This is a genomic window from Thermaerobacter sp. PB12/4term, from assembly GCF_003403315.2.
Taxonomy (GTDB): Bacteria; Bacillota; Sulfobacillia; order Thermaerobacterales; family Thermaerobacteraceae; genus Thermaerobacter.
The window spans coordinates 682,516-699,496 of record NZ_CP048407.1 but is presented as its reverse complement, the minus strand read 5'-3'; the positions used below and the strand labels follow the sequence as shown (position 1 = coordinate 699,496).

13 protein-coding genes and 1 pseudogene are annotated in these 16,981 nt (G+C 74.4%); 4 read left to right on the top strand and 10 right to left on the bottom strand.

The genetic code is table 11. The annotated features are described in order from the left end of the window. The first annotated feature begins 98 nt into the window (after window positions 1-98). The 3 genes from DYI95_RS02880 to DYI95_RS12940 all read left to right on the top strand — a co-directional run bounded on the left by DYI95_RS02880 (window position 99) and on the right by DYI95_RS12940 (window position 4,104). Complete coding sequence (locus tag DYI95_RS02880; protein ID WP_116900900.1) at window positions 99-1,214, top strand: DUF871 domain-containing protein; 1,116 nt, start codon at window positions 99-101, stop codon at window positions 1,212-1,214. A 551-nt stretch (window positions 1,215-1,765) separates the two neighbouring features. Next, window positions 1,766-2,848, top strand: a complete 1,083-nt coding sequence (locus DYI95_RS02875) for a class II aldolase/adducin family protein (protein ID WP_116900901.1) — start codon at window positions 1,766-1,768, stop codon at window positions 2,846-2,848. A gap of 38 nt (window positions 2,849-2,886) precedes the next feature. Continuing rightward, the gene (locus DYI95_RS12940) at window positions 2,887-4,104 is read left to right on the top strand and encodes a zinc-binding dehydrogenase (RefSeq protein WP_116900902.1); all 1,218 of its coding nucleotides are present in this window, start codon (window positions 2,887-2,889) and stop codon (window positions 4,102-4,104) included. A 124-nt stretch (window positions 4,105-4,228) separates the two neighbouring features. Here DYI95_RS12940 and DYI95_RS02865 read toward each other — a convergent pair whose 3' ends face one another. Beyond that, window positions 4,229-5,434, bottom strand: a complete 1,206-nt coding sequence (locus DYI95_RS02865) for a winged helix-turn-helix domain-containing protein (protein ID WP_116900903.1) — start codon at window positions 5,432-5,434, stop codon at window positions 4,229-4,231. Window positions 5,435-5,499: 65 nt separating this feature from the next. Continuing rightward, window positions 5,500-6,465, bottom strand: coding sequence for a DUF1028 domain-containing protein (locus tag DYI95_RS02860; protein ID WP_116900904.1), 966 nt, complete (start codon window positions 6,463-6,465; stop codon window positions 5,500-5,502). 474 nt (window positions 6,466-6,939) lie between these two features. Between DYI95_RS02860 and DYI95_RS02855 the strand changes: the two genes are divergently transcribed. After that, window positions 6,940-7,227 (top strand): GlsB/YeaQ/YmgE family stress response membrane protein, encoded by a 288-nt coding sequence (locus DYI95_RS02855; RefSeq protein ID WP_006904218.1) that lies wholly within the window; start codon window positions 6,940-6,942, stop codon window positions 7,225-7,227. Between the two features lie 90 nt (window positions 7,228-7,317). Here the strand turns inward: DYI95_RS02855 and DYI95_RS02850 are convergent, their stop codons facing one another. From DYI95_RS02850 to DYI95_RS12930, 8 genes and pseudogenes are all read right to left on the bottom strand, one after another. Next, a complete protein-coding gene (locus tag DYI95_RS02850) occupies window positions 7,318-8,823 on the bottom strand; it encodes a GerMN domain-containing protein (protein ID WP_116900905.1) in 1,506 nt (501 codons plus the stop codon). 87 nt (window positions 8,824-8,910) lie between these two features. Continuing rightward, entirely contained in the window at window positions 8,911-9,390 is a 480-nt protein-coding gene (locus DYI95_RS02845) for a phosphoribosyltransferase (protein WP_242823376.1), read from the bottom strand. A 342-nt stretch (window positions 9,391-9,732) separates the two neighbouring features. Beyond that, on the bottom strand, window positions 9,733-11,802 hold the full coding sequence (locus DYI95_RS02840) for a sensor histidine kinase (protein ID WP_116900906.1): 2,070 nt from the start codon (window positions 11,800-11,802) through the stop codon (window positions 9,733-9,735). 283 nt (window positions 11,803-12,085) lie between these two features. Further along, the gene (locus DYI95_RS13170; protein ID WP_243149826.1) at window positions 12,086-12,241 is read right to left on the bottom strand and encodes a helix-turn-helix domain-containing protein; all 156 of its coding nucleotides are present in this window, start codon (window positions 12,239-12,241) and stop codon (window positions 12,086-12,088) included. A 476-nt stretch (window positions 12,242-12,717) separates the two neighbouring features. Beyond that, window positions 12,718-12,978 (bottom strand): annotated as a pseudogene (locus DYI95_RS13165) (response regulator); the annotation flags it as partial. Window positions 12,979-13,047: 69 nt separating this feature from the next. Then, the gene (locus DYI95_RS02830) at window positions 13,048-13,965 is read right to left on the bottom strand and encodes a hypothetical protein (RefSeq protein WP_158556067.1); all 918 of its coding nucleotides are present in this window, start codon (window positions 13,963-13,965) and stop codon (window positions 13,048-13,050) included. Window positions 13,966-14,194: 229 nt separating this feature from the next. Then, the gene (locus tag DYI95_RS02825; protein WP_116900907.1) at window positions 14,195-15,799 is read right to left on the bottom strand and encodes a hypothetical protein; all 1,605 of its coding nucleotides are present in this window, start codon (window positions 15,797-15,799) and stop codon (window positions 14,195-14,197) included. A gap of 243 nt (window positions 15,800-16,042) precedes the next feature. Further along, window positions 16,043-16,885 (bottom strand): LysM peptidoglycan-binding domain-containing protein, encoded by an 843-nt coding sequence (locus DYI95_RS12930; protein WP_116900908.1) that lies wholly within the window; start codon window positions 16,883-16,885, stop codon window positions 16,043-16,045. Between the last annotated feature and the right edge of the window lie 96 nt (window positions 16,886-16,981).

Sequence of the window (16,981 nt, the reverse complement as noted above, 5' to 3'; positions counted from 1 at the left end):
CCCGGTGTGGAAACTATGGAAGGAGTTCGCCTGTAGTGTAGACATCCCCCGGGCCGGGGTCAACGCGCCGGCCCGGATCCTACCAGGGAGGTTATCCCATGGACGAACAGGCTCCCGCCCGCACGCTGGGCGTGGCCATTTACCCGGGCTACGGACCGGAGGGCAGCGAGGCGGCCATCACCCGCCTGCTGGAACAGGCGGCCCGGCAGGGTTACACCGAGGTCTTCACGTCCCTACACCTGCCCGAGGCATCGCCGGCCGCCACCGCCGGCTTGCTGGAGCGGCTGGCCGGGCTGGCCGGCCGCCTGGGCCTTCGCCTCTGGGCCGACGTGGCGCCCCCCGCCCTGGCGGCCCTGGGCGCCACCCCCGGCGACCTGGCGCCCCTGGCCCGCCTCGGCCTGGCCGCCCTGCGGGTCGACTACGGTTACGACGCCGCCGCCATCGCCGCGATGACCCGCAACCCTTACGGCCTGGACGTGGTGCTCAACGCCAGCACCGTGACGGCGGCCGACCTGGACCGCATCCTGGCGGCCGGCGCCCGGCCCGAACGGCTGGCGGCTTGCCACAACTTCTACCCGCGCCCGGAAACGGGGCTGGGCCTGGACTTCTTCCGTCACCGGTCGGAGGAACTGGCGCGGCGCGGCATCCGGGTGGCCGCCTTCGTCCCCTCCCAGGCCGGCCGCCGGGGACCCCTGCGGGAAGGGTTGCCCACCCTGGAGCGCCACCGCCGCCTTCCCCCCGACCGGGCCGCGGCCGAGCTGCGGGCCCTGGGTTGCGTGCACACGGTGCTCTTTGGCGACCCCGGCCCGTCCCCGGCGGAACTGCAGGGGGTGCGGGAGGTGTGGCTGGGCGACGGTGTGCCCCTGCGGGTGCGCCTCCACCCCGCGGCGACGGCCGCCGAGCGGCACATCCTGCTGGACGCCGTCCACGTGAACCGGGTCGACCCGGCCGAAGCCGTGCTGCGCTCAACAGCCTCCCGGGCCTACGCGGGCCAGGGGGCGATGATCGAACCGCGGCCGGCGGAACCCCGGCCCCGGGGCACGGTGACGGTGGACAACACCACCTACCTGCGCTATGCAGGCGAGCTGCAGGTGACCCTGCAGGACCTGCCCGCCGACCCGCGGGTCAACGTGGTGGCCTGGATCCACCCCGACGACGTGCCGCTGCTGGACCTTCTGGGACCGGGAGCCCGGTTCCGCTTCGTGGCCGGCTGATCCAGTTCATGGGTTCCGCACCCCGTGCAGCGTGCAGGCCTGCCCGCGGGAGCGTGGCCGGCGCGGGCCCGCTCGAGCGGGCCCGCGGCCCGCCACCGGGAGGAACCCGCCCCTTTCTTCCTAAAATGTCATGCAGCGATGCGGGACAGACTACCACCGGTGGCAGGGGTTGCCCAGGCCTGCCAGGCCCGCCGTGCCGGGGGACGCGTGCGGCGCGGGTGGCCACCGGCCGGCGGGCACCCGGACGGCCGGCCCCCGGCTTCGCCGGTCCCCGGACGGGGCCCGGCGGCTCGCCCGCCTGCGGGGTTACGGCCGGTTGCGGCAGCCAAGTTCCGGCCGGCCAGGCACCGGCCGGCCGGAAGGGCACCGGCGGCGCGGCCTGCCGGCCCCCGCCGGCGCCTGCCGGCCCCCGCCGGCGGCGATCCGGGCGTGCCGGCTGCCCCCTGCCACGCCAGGCCCGCGGGCGGCATGCCGCCGGGGGGTTCCCCCCGCCCCGGCCGGAGCGGCCCGCCGGCCGCGAGCCATGCCAGCCTCGAGGGAGGGGATTGGTCATGCGTTACGCCCTGCTGGCCCCGGCGCGGGACGACTTCTTGGGGCGCCTGATCGCCGGCCTGCGCGGCGTGCTGGACCTGCACGGGCATGAGCCCACCACCGCCGACGACCCCGACCTGGGCCTGGCCATCCAGGTGGCCGACCCGGCCGATCCGCGGCCCTTCCGGCGCCAGTCCCGGGGTACCTTCGTCGTCACCCTGATGGAGGGAGAGCCCGGGGCCAACCTGCTCCAGCGGGCCTACCCGTACCTGGTCCGCACCCTGTCGAACCTGCTGATCTACGTCACCGATGAAGACGGCCGCCGCACGCTGCACTTCATCACGCCGGAACTCGGCCACTACCAGGTGGCTTACGAAACCCGCAACGAGGGCGCCTTCTTCGAAGAGGTGTACGAGCGGTTGCGCCCCCTGGCCCAGTCCCGGTTCGTCCTGGACAACGTGTTCGAACCCGACCTGCCGGAAGCGCTCTGGGAGGGCAACGAAACCACCCGCGCCCTGGCCCGGGCCGGCCGGCGGCTGGCGGCCCTGGACCTCTTGCCGGCACCGTTCCCTCTGGAGGAGTACCTCTCCCCCCGGGATCTGCGCCACCTGAAGCTGCTGTACGGCATCGGGGGCTTGAGTTACGGCAACCTGAGCGCCCGCCACGAGGGCAACACCTTCTGGATGAGCGCCAGCGGGATCGACAAGTCGCGGATGGAGGTGGTGGGCCGCGACATCCTGCTGGTCAAGGACTACGATCCCGAGCGCCAGGCGATGATCCTCAGCGTGCCGGCGGGCATCGAACCGCGGCGGGTCTCCGTCGATGCCATCGAGCACTGGATGATCTACCGGGAGCACCCCGAGGTGCAGGCCATCATCCACGTCCACGCCTGGATGGAGGGAGTGCCCTCCACGGAGGCCAACTACCCGTGCGGCACCTACGAGCTGGCCACGGCGGTGGCGGAGCTGGTGCGCCAGGCGCCCGATCCGGCCGCGGCGGTCATCGGGCTCAAGAACCACGGCCTGACCATCACCGGCCGCTCGCTGGACGACATCTTCGAGCGCATCGAGGGGCGGATCCAGCGCCAGGTGCCCATGAGCTGAAGCGGCGCCGGGCGACTGTGGGGAGAGGAGGCGGCTGCATGAAGGCCCTGGTCTACCGCCTGTCGCTGCCCCGGGTGGTCCTGGCCAGGTTGCTGGCCCATCGCTGGCCCTGGCTGGTGTACGGTCCGGCCGGGCCGGTGACTTATACCGACTGGCCCGACCCGGTGCCGCCGGGGGACGACTGGGCCGTCATCGCACCGCGCCTGTCGGGCCTGTGCGGCTCGGACATGGGGGTGATCGCCGCCCACACCTCCCCCTCCGCCTCCCCCTTCAGCTCCTTCCCCGCGGTGCTGGGCCATGAGGTGGTCGGGGTCATCGCCGAGGCAAGCGCCCGGGTCCCGTGGCCTGCCGGCACCAGGGTGGTCATCGACCCGTCCATCTCGTGCACCATGCGGGGGTTGCCGCCCTGCACCCAGTGCCTGCGGGGTTTCCCCTATCTCTGCCAGAACTGCACCGGCGGGACCCTGGCACCCGGCTTTCTGGTGGGCTACTGCCGCGACCTGCCCGGCGGCTGGGCCCAGCGGATGCTGGCCCACGCCACGCAGCTTCACCCCGTGCCCGACACCATTCCGGACGAGCGGGCCGTTCTGGTGGAGCCCCTGGCCATCGCCGCCCACGGCCTGCTGCGCCGGCCGCCGGCGACGGGCGCCCGGGTGCTGGTGATCGGCGCCGGCACCATCGGGCTTTCGGCGGTGGCCGCCCTGCGGCTGCTGGGCTATGGGGCCCACGTCACCGTGGCCGCCCGCCACGGCATGCAGGCCCGGCTGGCCCGGGAGCTGGGTGCCGACCAGGTGGTGGCGCCCCAGGACCTGGGCCGCGCCGCTGTGGAAGCGGGCGCCCGGGCCTTCCGCCCCTTGCTGGGCCGCCCCGTGTACCGGGGCGGGTTCGACCTGGTGGTCGATTGCGCCGGGACCCGCCGTTCCCTGGATGACGCCCTGCGCCTGGCCCGGGAGGGCGGCACGGTGATCCTGCTGGGTGCCGCCGGAGAGATCTCCCGCCTCGACTGGACCTTCGTCTGGATGCGGGAGCTGGACATCGTGGGCTCCGTGGGCTACGGCCTCGAGCAGGTGGGCGGGCGGGCCGTCCACACCTTTGATCTGGTGCTGGAGGCCCTGGCCCGCCACCCCGATCTCCCCGTGGAGCGGATGGTCACCCACCGCTTCCCCCTGGCCCGCTACCGCGAGGCCCTCAAGGCTGCCCTGGACCGGCGCTCCTCGGGGGCCGTGAAGATCGTCTTCACGCCGGGCGAGGGCTGATGGTCAAAGGGGTTTGTCGCTCTCGCACACCGGCCCCCGGGCTTCTCTCCTCGAGATGGTTGATCCCGGGATGGTTCACCCCGGACCTGGACTTGGTGACGGGGTGGCATGGCCCGCTGCAGCTTCAGCGACGCACCGCCACCTCGATGGACTCTGCCGCCAGGTACCGGCCCAGGCGCTCCAGCTCCGCCTCCACCGCCCGCCGGATCTCCCTGCAGCGGTCTTCCCAGGCAGGCTCCAGGTCCAGCCGCTGAAGCACCAGCGTGCGGCCAGCCTGGCGGAATTCCAGGTCGATCCGGCCCACCAGCCGGTTCCGGTACAGGACGGGCATGGTGTAGGGCCCGTAACGCCGCTTGTTGGCCGGGAGATAGATCTCCCAGGTGTACTCAAAGGCAAAGAGGTCCTGCAGCCGGGACCGCCGCCACAGCAGGTTGTCCAGGGGCGGGAGGAACCGCGCCTCGTCCAGCACCGGCAGATCGGCCACCCGCTCTAGGACGGGACGGTCTTCGGCCACTGCATAGTAAACCCGCCGGACCCCTTCCACGGCCACCTCCACCCACTGGCCGGCCGCCACCCGCCGTTCGGCTTCCTGGCGCCGCCGCGCTGCCGGCCAGCGCTGCCAGCCGAAGCAAGGGTCGCCGGCGTCGAAGAGGACCATCACCTGGGCGTAATGGCGCAGGCGCTGTTCCGCCGCTTCGGCTTCGTCCAGCTCCTGGTGGGCGACGCCGTCCGGCAAGACCCGCTCGGGAAGGTCGTACCACCGCTCGTTGCCCCGGCGCCACCGCACCGCCAGGCGGCCCTCCTCCCAGAGGTGCTGGAGGGCCTGGCTCACGGCCCGGGTCCTAGGGACATCCCGATCCCAGTAGCCGACCACCCGCTCCGGAGCTTCAACCTGGCGCGAGGAGACGGGGCCGGACGCCTCCACCAGGGCCAGGATCCGCTCCATCCACTGCCGTACGGCGGGCTCCAGCTCGGCCTCCCCATGGCGCCGGAATGCCGGCCGGAAGGCTGGATACAGGCATGCGGGCAGGATGCACCGCGCATGGCACCACGCCTCGAAGACCCGGCCCCGCTGATACAGGGCTTCCAGCCAGTCCGGCCGGTACTCGCCCATGCGGTTGAACAGCACCAGGTGGTGATTTCGACCCACCACATTGACGGGATCCAGCTGGACCGCTCCCAGCCGTTTCAGCACGCCCTCCACGCCAGCCGGCCCCGTGGGCATGCTGGAGCGGGACTCCGCCAGGCCGACCCGGAAAAGCAGGTATGCCGCCGCCTGCTCGCGGGTGATGCGGATGGTGGAATGGGACGGACGCGTACCCGGTGTCATATCACCCAGGCCACCCTGTCCACGGCCTCCCTTTGCCGGTCCCGCCCTTCACCGGGGCGTTCCGGTCACCGACTCCGGGCCGGCCCCGCCCCGCCGGCCCCAGTCTGCCGCTGGGCCAGGGACCGGAGGTAATCCAGCACATCCCCGTCCATGACCTCCGGGCCCACCACCCGCTCCTCGAAGTTCTCGTTGAGTTGAAAGGTCCGCAGGGCGCTGAGGGTCGCCTCATCCAGCCGGCCGGTGAGGGGCCCCCGGTAGTAGCCCGTCGCCAGCAGGAGCTGCTGGATCTCACCCACCACGGGACCTTCCAGGCGCACCTGCCGGCTTGGGTCGGGAGTCCCGAAGTAAAGCCGGTGGAGGCGCATCAGCCGGTCCAGTTCCTCGATGGGCTGCGGGTGGTCGTCAACCCGCAGGTCCAGCCAGCGGTCGTTGTAACCGCCGTAGCCGCCCCGGGGCTTGACCACCAGCAGGGCGGCCGATTGCTGCCCGCGGCGGTCCCCGCCCGCCGCCTGGGCCGCGCGCAGGGCCTCGATCAGCCGCTCTTCCATGGGCAGGCCGCGATCACGGGCCGCCTCGTAGGCCCGGGCCATCTCGTCGACCACGGCGGGACCGGCCAGGATGTTGCCCTGGCAGGCATACCCCTCGCCTACCCGGTGCCCGGCCCACTCGAAGCAGGCCTTGCCCGTGTAGGCTGCCGCCCGCCCCTGGGCGTCGACCACCCCCAGCTGGCGGTGATCCCGCTCGGGGTCGGCCTCCACCAGGCGGGCCACCACCTCTTCCGCCGAGAGGCCCTGGCGCAACAGCGCCAAGCCGTCGGGGCCGTAACTCACGTTGGCCCAGGCCTGGGTGGCGATGGCGCCGGTGCCCGCTTCGGCCCAGGGCACCACCGCCCCGACGGCGATGAACTTGGACTGGACTCCGATCCCCCAGATGCCGGCCGCGGGGTCCGCCGCCACGATGGAGAAGGTTGCGACCCACGGCGTTCCGGCCGGTGTCCGCACCCGGCCTCCGGGGCCCGTGTACGCGTGCATGCCCATCCCCCCGTCGCCCGATCTTCTTGCAGCAGGTCCCTGGGGCGGGCCCCGGCCAGGGCCCCCGAGGTGCGTCGCCCCATGGAACACACATTCGCCCTTCCGCCATTCGCCGGCGTGCCCGTCGTTTCCTGCTGGCCGGGCCGCCAAGTCCTCTTCCACCCGCGCGGTGACCCGGACGGCCTGCCTGGGCCAGCCCGTCCAGATTGTAATTTTCATAGAATTAGAGTGATTTCTGAAGATTTGGAAAGCATGACTGACCTAGCTCTAATATTCCGGCCTTGCGATTTGCTAGCACTTCCGCTAAGGGCTGCCCCTTGACTTTGACCTTCCCTGACGATCCTGCATACGGTGAAGGCAGAAGGCCGGCCCGGCCGGGCCCGGGCGGCCGGCTCGCCGGTCTTCCCATACCGTCGCCATCCCGCCAGGGATCGGCGAGCGACTCGATCCCGGACGCAAAGGAGGGCGGTTGCGATGATGGGTGTGCTTGGTTGGGTGGCCGCCATCGTTGCCGGTCTGATCCTTGGGTGGGCCGTAGGCCGTTACGCCATCGGTGGCCGCCAGTTCCCCGGCAACCTGCCCGGCTCGCTGGTGACGGGTGTCATCGGCGGCGTCCTGGGAGCCTTCATCCCGGGCAACTGGGGCTGGACCCTGGACGGCGCCAACATGATCGCGGCCATCCTGGCGTCGGCGGTCCTCACCTGGCTGGTCGGCTACTTCGGCGGCAAGCAGGAGAGCAAGTCCGCGGGTACCTCCAGCTGACGGAGCGCGAAAGGGCGGCGGCACCGGGAACCCGGGCTCCCGGTGCCGCCGCCTCTTTTCCCGTGGATCCCTTCGCCTGGCCGTACCGGCCTACCGGTTCTTGTCCGCCGGCAGCGCCCGGATGGTGTCGATCCACCAGACACCCCTCTCGCCCCGGCGCACCGGCTGGGTCAGGACCACCTCGTAGTCCCGGCCGTCGTGCTTGACCCGCACCACCGCCTGCCCCCGGCCGAGGTCCACGTTGACCAGGGTGAACTCGTCGCTGTAGGGGTCGAAGCCGTAGAGGCCACCCTGGTGCCGGACGGCGTCCACCGGGTCGAGGCGCCAGAGGTTGGCGCCGCCATCCACTTCCTCCTGCCAGCCCCGCACCAGGCCGGCATCCACCGGCTTGCGGCCCGTCTGCACCGCCCGCGAGCGGATGTCATGGATCACCCAGATGCCCCGCTCGCCCTGCTCCCGTGGCTGGATCATGTGCAGGGTGTAGTAGCTGTTGCCGTGGCGCACCCGGACCAGCGCCTCGCCCAGGCCGGAACCTTCACCCCGGTCGGTCCGGTGGAGCAGCACATACTCGTCCCAGCCGTAGAACCCGAAGGTGGTGGCCAGGTACCGGGCCGCCTCCACGGGGTCCGTGAGCCACTGCATCCGCCCCTGGACGACCTCGCCCTGGAAGAAGTTCATCACCGCGTCGTCGATCTCCATCTGCCAGGGCGTCCACCCGCCGCCAGCGGCACCGGACGAACCGGCCCCCTGGCCCCCGGCGGAGGCTGCCGCTCCGGCCGCTTGGCTTGCAGCCTCCCCGCCGGCCGGTTCGTCCCCGGCAGGACCCGGCACCGCCCCTTCCGGCACGGGGCCACCGGGCACGATCATCAGCCGCTCCAAAGGCTTGTCGATGGCGATGTGCCCCGCCAGGGTCTCCACCGGCTTGCCCTCCACCAGGATCTGCACCCGGCGGATGCCCGGGATGCCCGTCAGCGTCTGGACGATGGCGTGGATGGTCACGCCCTCGCCGTAGCTGCCGCCCGGGTGGTTCTTGACCAGTTCCTCGGAGAAGTTGACGTAGGCCGTCTGCTGGCTGTCATCGACGGACACCGACAGCACCCGGGTCCCCCGAGGCAGCACCGAAACGAAGGGCGAGTTTTCCGGGGGCTCCAGCAGGTTCTCGACGGCGATGCGCGCCAGGTCGGCGGTACGCTGGGGCCGGTCGACGGTCCGCCGCCAGGGCCAGGGATCCAGCACGCCCGAGCGGGACCCGTAGAAGAGGGTGATGGTGACGCGCTCGTCACCGGGGTTGGGAACGATGGCCGGCGTCCCCTCCAGATCGGTGGACGCCGGTGGGAGGCCGTCTTCCGCCCCGGCTGCGTCGGGAGCGATCACCAGCTCGTTGGGGCCGCCGACGGCCGCCTGGCCGCATGCGGCCAGGCCCAGGGACGCCACCAGCAGCAGCGCCACGGCGACCGCGGCAGCCCGATGCCGGTCCGACTGGGCGGAATGGACGGGCCCCGCGGCCGCCTGCCGCCGTAACGGGTGGGGCCCCCGGGCAGCAGGGCGGTACGACAAGAGCAGCCGCTTGAGGGAAAAGACGTCTTCGATGGACACGATGGCCTCCCCTCCACCAGCCATCGTACCGCAACGCCGTTACGCACGTTTATCAGCAAGGTGTCGGAGAAGTTGCAAAACCCGTCGTTACCGCTCCGATTCGGGATCCCACGGATAGACAATCCACTCGTCGGTTTCTTCGGCGTAGTAGTCCGGCCGCCCCGGCACCACCGAGCGCTGGGGCTTGAAGTGCATGACGGCCACGGCGGGATGGCCGCCCGCCTCTTCCACCCGGTGGCGCACCGCGGCCACGGTGCGGCCGCTGTCCCAGACGTCGTCCACGATCAGCACGCGCTTCCCCTTCAGGTAGGGGTCGGGCGGGAACTGCAGGAAGGTGGGGCGGTCGAGGGTCTCCCCCACCCCGGTGTAGAACATCACGGCCGCGACCAGGATGTTGCGCATGCCCGTCTTTTCGCTGATCAGGCAGGCTGGCACCATGCCGCCACGGGTAATCACCAGCATGGCATCGTACTCGTCGATGCGGATCTGCTGCAGCAGTCGGTCGACCAGCTGCTCGATGTCCTGCCAGGTCAGGTATTTCTTCACCGGCTGGCTGATGGCGGTCACCCCCAGGGCCGGAGCCGGCGGAGGAACGGGCCCTCGCCCGGTCCGCCGCCTGGTCGTCCGGAAATGGCGCGCCTCGCGGCCGCGCCTCGAAACGTGCCGGCCGCATCGGCCTTCGGCTGCGAAATTGCTTACATTGTACCGAATCCGCGCGGGGCCACGGTACCGGCTCTGGCCGGCCCGTGCCTCCGTTGCGCCTCCGGTGCGGGACGGTCCTCGGGCGCGGGGAGTGCGGGGCTGGCCAGGCATCGGCCGGATGCCGGCCGGTTGCACCCGCGGACCGGCCACGTGCCGGCTCCGCGCCGGCCGGGGATGGCGGGCGCCGGGCCGGCGGCAGGCGCCGGATCAGCCTGCGGCCCTGGCCCCTGGCGCCGCACCCCGCGCCGTCGCAGCCGACGCCCCGGCCCCGCCGGCCGCCGCAGTACCGGCGCCCGCAGCCGTCCCGCCCGGCGGCCACTCCACCACAGGCCAGTACAGGGCGAAGGCGCTGCCCCGCCCGGGCTGGCTGGCCACGGCCACCACGCCGTCATGGAGGCGCAGGATCTCCCGCACGATGCTCAGGCCCAGGCCGGCCCCACCCGCATCGCCGCCCCGGGCCCGCGCCCGGTCCACGCGGTAGAAACGCTCGAACAGGTGGGGAAGCTCCTCGGCGGGAATGCCGGGGCCGCGGTCGATCACCCACACCCAGGCGACCCGCGGGCTCCGCCGGAGGGGGTCGTCGTCGCCCACCACGCGGTAGGCGGGCTCTTCCTGGACGCCCTGAACCGCGCCCGCGGGCGGGCCGGCCCCATCCGGCGGGCGGGCGGCCGCTGCCTGGGGAGGCGGACCACCCGACCCGGCCGGCGCAACGGCCGGCCCCTCCCCCGGAGCCCCCGGCGCGGGCGGCTGCGCGGGCTCCGGCAGCGGACCAGGATCGCCATCCCGCTCCGCGCCCGGCTGCCGGGCAGGTTCCGGCCCGGGAGCCGCTCCACCCGCCGGGCCCGGACCGGCCCCCGGGCCCCAGGGACTCCCCGCTCGAGCCTCGGGTACGGCCCCACCCCCCGCAGCCCTCGCCACACCGTCCCCACCAGCGGGTGCCGCCGCGGCTGCTTCGCCCCCATGGCCTGGGGCACCCGTGCCTGGGCCCGGCGCCGTCCCGGCGCCGGCTCCGCCCGCTGCCCCTGCGCCGGCGGGCGCCTCCGGGGCGGCCGGTTCGTCCGGCCGGGCCAGCTCGGCCGCCAGGGCGGCGCCGGCCGCCGCGGCAGCGAAGCCCGCCTGCTCGCCGAAGACCACCCGCACCAGGCCGGGCCCGCCGTATTTCATGGCGTTCTCCAGGAGGTTGGTGATGGCCCGCTCCATCTTGGTCCGGTCGACCAGCACCTGGGGATTGCCCCGGCCTTCCAGGCGGATCCGGCAACCCAGCCGGCGGGCCTCCGGCTCCAGCCACCCCGCCACCACCGTCACCAGCTCCGCCAGCGGCACGGGCCGCAGGTCGACGGTCTCCTTCTCCCGGTCCAGCCGGGCCAGGGTGAGCAGGCTGGAGGTCAGCCGCGCCAGGCGCTCCACCTGGTCGTCGATGTCGTGGAGGAACTCGCGGTAGTCCTCAAGGGTGGCGTCGGGGTCATGGATCAGGGCATCGGTCAGGGTCTTCAGGGCGGCCACGGGCGTGCGCAGCTCGTGGGACGCGCTGGCGATGAAGTCGCGCCGGGATTCGTCGATGCGGGCCAGGTGAGCCGCCATGTCGTTGAAGGCCCGGGCCAGCTGGGCCAGCTCGTCCCCGCCCCGGGCCGGCACCCGCTCGTCGAACCGGCCGCGGGCGATGCGCCCCGCCGCCCGGGCCAGCTCCCGCAGGGGCGCCGCCAGGTAGGCACCGAACAGGTAGGCCACCGCTCCGGCCCCCAGGGCGATGAGGGCCCCCAGCTGCAGCATGCGCCGGCGGATCTGGTCCACGGCGGCAAAGACGTCGGTCACGTCGGTGGACAGGACCACGGCCCCCGCCACCCGGTCGCCCGCCCCGCGCACCGGCGCCGCGGCGTACATGGCGTACCGGCCGTCGGGCAGCCGGCGGACGCCGGCACGGCTCACCCCCTGCAGGGCGCTGACGATCTCGATGTGTTCCAGGCGGTGGCCCACCAGGCTGGCATCGGTGCCCGCCGCCGTGTCGGCCAGGACGAACCCGGCGTCGTCCACGGCCAGCAACCGGCCCAGGTCCTGCAGGCGCAGGGCCGCCACCTGATTGGCCAGCCGCTCCCGGTCGCCCTCGGCGATGGCATCGCCCAGGCTGCCGGCGAAGAAGGCTGCGGTGGCCAGAGCCCGGGACTGCCGGTCGCGCAGCAGCACGCCCCGGGTGGTGTCGCTGGCCACCTGGACCGTCACGGCCAGGCTGGTCAGCGTTACGGCCAGCAAGGCCAGGATGATCTTCCAGCGCAGGGACAAGGTACCCGTCTCCCGATGGCAAGGGTGGTACGGAGGGGCGGCGGGCGCCCGCCGGAGCGGCCGGGGCTCCCGCGGCGGCTCCCGCCCGGGGGGCCGGCGATGCGGCCGGCCAGCCGGTGGCCTCTTGGTACCGCCGGGCCGCGTCCCGGACGCACCGGGCAGCGCCCCTTCGGCGACATGGCGCCGGCGCCCGCACCGGCCCCGGCCGGGGCACCCGTTCCCGGCCACCGCTTGACGGCCCCCGCCGGCCTGTGGCGGTGCCTGTGGTGCTCCCCACCCGTCGCTAGCGGCCTACGCCGGTCTCGGGCGCCGCCTCGCCACCTCCCAGGCGGCGGGCGATCTCCTCCGGCTCAGCAAAATAGTAGCCCACACCCCACTTGGTGCGGACGAAGACGGGATGGGCGGGATCGGGTTCCAGGCGCTCCCGCAGCCGGCGCACCGCCACGTCCACGGTGCGGGTGTCGCCCGCGTAATCGTACCCCCACACCTGTTCCACCGGGTGTAGACGCGACCCGGCCGCTGGGCCAGCACCAGCAGGAGGTCGAATTCCCGGGGGGTCAGCTCCACGGCGCGCCCCTGGAGCGTCACCCGGTAGCGGGCCCGGTCGATGCGCAAAGGTCCCCGTACCAGGACCTCCCCCTCGCCCTCCCCCGGGGCTGCGGCCCCTGGAGCCGCCCCGGCCGTCGCCTGCCCCGTGGCCGGCCCTGCCCCGCCGGCTGCCCCCGCCGCCCCCGTACCGCCGGCGGTCCTGCCCGGCCCACCGGCCGGGGCGCCGGCGCGGCCGGGCGCCACGGGCGTCCCCACGGCCACGCCAGCGGCCACTCCGCCGGCCGGCTTCACCCTCCGCAGGACCGCCCGGATGCGGGCGATCAGCTCGCGCGGGTTGAAAGGTTTCACCACGTAGTCGTCGGCCCCCAGCTCGAGCCCGACGATGCGGTCCACGTCCTCGTCCCGCGCGGTCAGCATGATGATGGGGACCTGGGACGTCTTGCGCACTTCCCGGCAGACCGTCAGGCCGTCGACCTCGGGCAGCATCAGGTCGAGGATGATGAGGTCGATGCCGCCCGCCGCGAACCTCTCCAGGGCCTGGCGCCCGTCGGTGGCCACCTCCACCTCGAAGCCCGCCTGCTCCAGGCTCCGGCGCAGGCCCTTGACCAGGGCGGCCTCGTCATCCACCAGCAGGATCCGCTCGGACACGGCACCGCCTCCTTCCCATCCGGCGCGGGGGTCTCCCCGAACAAGACGCTACCGCAAGCGGGCCAGTTCCGGGACCAGGCGCTCCATGTCCTGGGCAAGCTCGTCGAGGGCACCGGTCCAGGCGGCGGGCACGCTGGCGGGGGCCAAAGCACCGGCCACACAGCCCGCCAGGGCCGTCACCACCGGCGCCGCGCCGGGCAGAGCGGCGCCGGCTGCCTCCTGAACGGCCCGCCCGGCGTCAGCGCAGGCTGCCGCCAGGACCAGGGCAAAGGGGACGGCCCGGCCAGGCTCCAGGCCGGGTTCCCAGCGACTGCGCAGGATGGCGGCCAGATGGCCCGGCGGCTCGCCCGCCCCGCGCCCGGCCAGGGTGAGGCGCAGGGTGTCCAGGGCATGGGCCACGGCCGCGGCCGGCTCTTCACCCCCGGCGGCCGAACCTGCCACCCCCACGGCCGCCGCCGCGGCTTCGGTAGCCCGGTCCAGCACCGCCTCCGGCCCCTCCCCCGCCACCGCCGCCGACACGGCTGCGGCGACGGCGGCGGCTGCCGCCAGGGCCGCGGGAGCCGGCGGCGGGACCGGCGCGGCACCGGCCACCGCCTGGACCAGGGCAACCCCATCCTCCACCAGCCACTGCAGATCGTCAGGCCGGTTGATCAGGCCGGCCACGACCGCCCATAGCGCCGGATCCAGGGGACCGGGCGCAGAACCCGCCAGGGCGGCGGCGACCTCAACAGGCGGGCTGGGGTCGACCCGGCCCTCCCCGGCGGCGACGGCCCGGGCCAGTGCGATCACCAGGCGGGTCGCCGGGCCTACGCGGAGACCGGCAGGGCCGGCCGGGGGCGTCGTGCACAACCCGGACGCGGCCCGGGAGGAACCCCAGGCCCGCCCCACGGCCTCTCCACAAGCCAGGCCCCACAGGGCCGCGGCGATCCGCCGGCCGGCTGGTTCGTCCACAGGCGATGACGTCAACGCCCTTGCTCACCTCACCCATGGCGCGGGCGCGTCCTTGCGATCCGTGCAGCCCGTCCGGCGGCACCAGCGGCCCGCTTCCGGCGGGATGCCCTTGCCCGCCGGGGGAAGGGCGTTGCCCGCCCTCCCCGCGACCGGTGCCGGTCCCGACCCTGCATCCGGGCCGCCCCGACCCTCCCCCGAATCCGGCCCCCCCGAGTCCAGCGAGTCCAGATCGTTGCCCTCTTCGTTACGGGGTCCGGCCTTCCTGCCCGCCCTCACCGCCGCCGTCCCGGGACTCCCAGCGCTCCCGCGCCGCCCGGATGGCACCGCGGGTCAGGGCCGTGGCATCGGTGGACCGGTCCCCCGGCGGCCGCCCGTAGATGCCGGCCGCGGCTTTGCCCTGGGGAAAGGAGCGGGGCCGCAGGGTCGCCGTCAACCGCGGGCGGGGCCGCAGTTCCGCCGCCGCCTCCAGCCGGTGGCCGCCGGCGGCATCCCCAAGGGGCGCCTCCTCCGCCCGATCCTGCCCGCCTCCACCTTGCTCCTGCCCGCCGGCGCCGGGACCTGTGGCCGCAGGGCGCGACTCGGGGTTTCCCGCGGCCTGCTCCGCGGCCACCTGGCTGCGGGGAGCCACCTCGTGCCCGGCCCAGGCCTGCAACGTGGCCCCCAGGTTCTCGCGCACGCTGTCGCCGGCGTTGGGGCCGGTGGCCGCAGCCAGGGCCGCCTCGGGCGTCAGCGGCACGGGGGCGCCGCCCACCTCCTGGACCAGCGCAGCGGGGCCCGTCTCGCCGGAGCCGGCAGGCTCGCCGGGGCCCGCAGGCCCGTCCACCGGAGCGGGTTCCTGCTTGGCCCCGTCACCGGGGCCGGCGGCTGCCGGCGCCCTGGAAGGGGCCGTGACGTCCGCGGCCGGGTCCCCGCGCCCGGCTGCCGGCGCTCCAGGCCCGGCCGGCGCCGGGACGGGACCGGTCATCCCTTCCCCGGGTTCACCCGCCGCTTCCCAGCGCACGGTGCCCGCGGTCACCCCCGCCGGACGGGTCCGGGCGACGGGCTTTCCCTGGGAGCTGGGGGACGGCCGTTGTGCCAGCTGCCGGGCCACCTGGCGGTCGACCCGGCCCGCCGCCGGCCGGGCGGGCAGGTAGCCCGCCGCCGCAGGGGCCCCCTGCTCGCCCAGGGGCAGAAGCTCGCGGGCCGCGGGCACGCGTTCGACCCCCTCCCGGCGCAGGGCGGCCGGGTCCGACGGCGCCTGCAGCTGCTCGCGCTCCGGCGCCAGGGGTTCCGCATAGGCGGCGCGGTGGCTGCCACGGTTGGGCTTGCCGTAGAAGAGGTCCGGCCGCCGCACCCACAAGGACTGGCGGATGTCGTCCTTCTGGTTGGGACCCGGTCCCGTCACGGTGCCGGTCTCGCCCGCCACGCCGCCGCCCGTCCCGCCACCGGCGCCCGGCCCCGAGGCTCCCATGGATCCCGTGCGGTTGGCACCCGCCCGTCCCGGTCCCGGTATCCCACCGGCGCCTGCACCCTCAAGCTGGTAGGCCGGCAGGGGAATGGGCCCGGTGGGCCGGCCGCCCGCCCGGGCGGCCCGCAGGCCGATGGGCCGGGCTCGCAGGGGCTGGGGCACCATGCGGCGACGCCCGCCGCGCTCCGGGGACTCCTGCCGATCCCCGGCGCCGGCGCGCCCCGCCGCCTCGCCGGCGGTCGCCCCGCCCGCGGCACCCGCATCACCGCCGCTCATCCCGCTGGCCGCCGGCTCCCCCGCCCGCCGCGGTTGGGCAGCCGCCCGCCCACCCCCGGCAGGTCGCGGGGCCGCGGCGCGGCGGGGGGACCGGTCCTGACCGTTGCCGCCCGCTCGGTTCGCCATGCTCTCCGCTCCTCCGCCCCCCGGCGACGGCGGCCCGGGGCCGCGCCGGAGGGGATTGTTCGGGGGACGGGACGAACCGTCCCCTTTCCTGGAGGGAGTATGCCCCGGTGGCTCCCGGGGGGCGCCGCCGGCACGGAAGAAAGGCAGCGAGCCCGGCCGGTTCCGCCCGGCCGGGCTCGCTGGAGGCTGCGCATGCCGGGGTCACGGCGCGGGCACGGCCGAAGGGCGGTCCCGCCCGCCGGTTCATCCCCCTGCCGGGACGCACACCACCTCGCCGGGCCAGATGCGGTCCGGGTTGGTGATCTGCGGGTTGGCGGCGACGAGGTCCTGGAGCTCCACGCCAAAGCGCTGGGCGACCTGGAACAGGGTGTCCCCGGGCTGGACCACGTACAGGATGCCTGTGCAGCCTACAGGCGCCCGGGGGACGCAGACCACCTGGCCGGGCTGGATCTGGTTGGGGTCGGCCAGCTGGGGGTTGGCGGCAATCATGGCCTCCACGGGCACCCCGTTGCGCTGGCCGATGGTGAACAGGGAGTCGCCGGGCTGCACCACCACCAGCCGGCCGCCGGGGCAGCCGGGGGGCGCCGAAGGAATGCAGATCCACTGCCCGGGCACGATGCGGTCGGGGTCGACGATCTGGGGGTTGGCCAGGATCACGGCGGCCAGCGGAACGCCGTAGCGCTGGGCCAGCAGGAACAGGGTGTCCCCCGGCTGGACCTGGACCGGCTGGCCGCCGGGGCACGGCGGCACGCCTTCGGGGGCGCCGCTCTGGGCTGCGGCCTTCTCCAGGCCCGGCCCGGCCGGAGGCGCCGTCTCACCGGCGGGAGCGGCCGGCGCCGGGCCAAGCTGGGGCACGGGCTCCTGGGGCGTGCCCCCTTCCGCCAGGGCCGCGGGGGCGGGTGGGTTCCCGCCGCGGGTCGGGGCGCCTCCCGCCAGGCCCCCTTCAGGCGCCGGGGGGTTGCCGCCGCGGGCCGGCGCGCCACCGGCCAGGCCGCCTTCACCAGACAGCTCCGGCGCCGGAGGATTCCCTCCCCGGGTGGGGACACCGCCGGCCAGGCCGCCTTGATTGGGGTTGCCGTCAGGCATCGGGTCGATCCCTCCTCCACGCTGGAAAGGCTTGCCGGGGGAGTGCTCCTTTCACCCTACGCCGCAGCAACCCGTTTTGTGTCCCCGCAGGCGGTG

Coding starts and splice junctions, on each gene's coding strand:
- DYI95_RS02880 (WP_116900900.1), top strand. CDS start 99: ATGGACGAACAGGCTCCCGCCCGCACGCTGGGCGTGGCCATTTACCCG.
- DYI95_RS02875 (WP_116900901.1), top strand. CDS start 1,766: ATGCGTTACGCCCTGCTGGCCCCGGCGCGGGACGACTTCTTGGGGCGC.
- DYI95_RS12940 (WP_116900902.1), top strand. CDS start 2,887: ATGAAGGCCCTGGTCTACCGCCTGTCGCTGCCCCGGGTGGTCCTGGCC.
- DYI95_RS02865 (WP_116900903.1), bottom strand. CDS start 5,434: ATGACACCGGGTACGCGTCCGTCCCATTCCACCATCCGCATCACCCGC.
- DYI95_RS02860 (WP_116900904.1), bottom strand. CDS start 6,465: ATGCACGCGTACACGGGCCCCGGAGGCCGGGTGCGGACACCGGCCGGA.
- DYI95_RS02855 (WP_006904218.1), top strand. CDS start 6,940: ATGATGGGTGTGCTTGGTTGGGTGGCCGCCATCGTTGCCGGTCTGATC.
- DYI95_RS02825 (WP_116900907.1), bottom strand. CDS start 15,799: ATGGCGAACCGAGCGGGCGGCAACGGTCAGGACCGGTCCCCCCGCCGC.
- DYI95_RS12930 (WP_116900908.1), bottom strand. CDS start 16,885: ATGCCTGACGGCAACCCCAATCAAGGCGGCCTGGCCGGCGGTGTCCCC.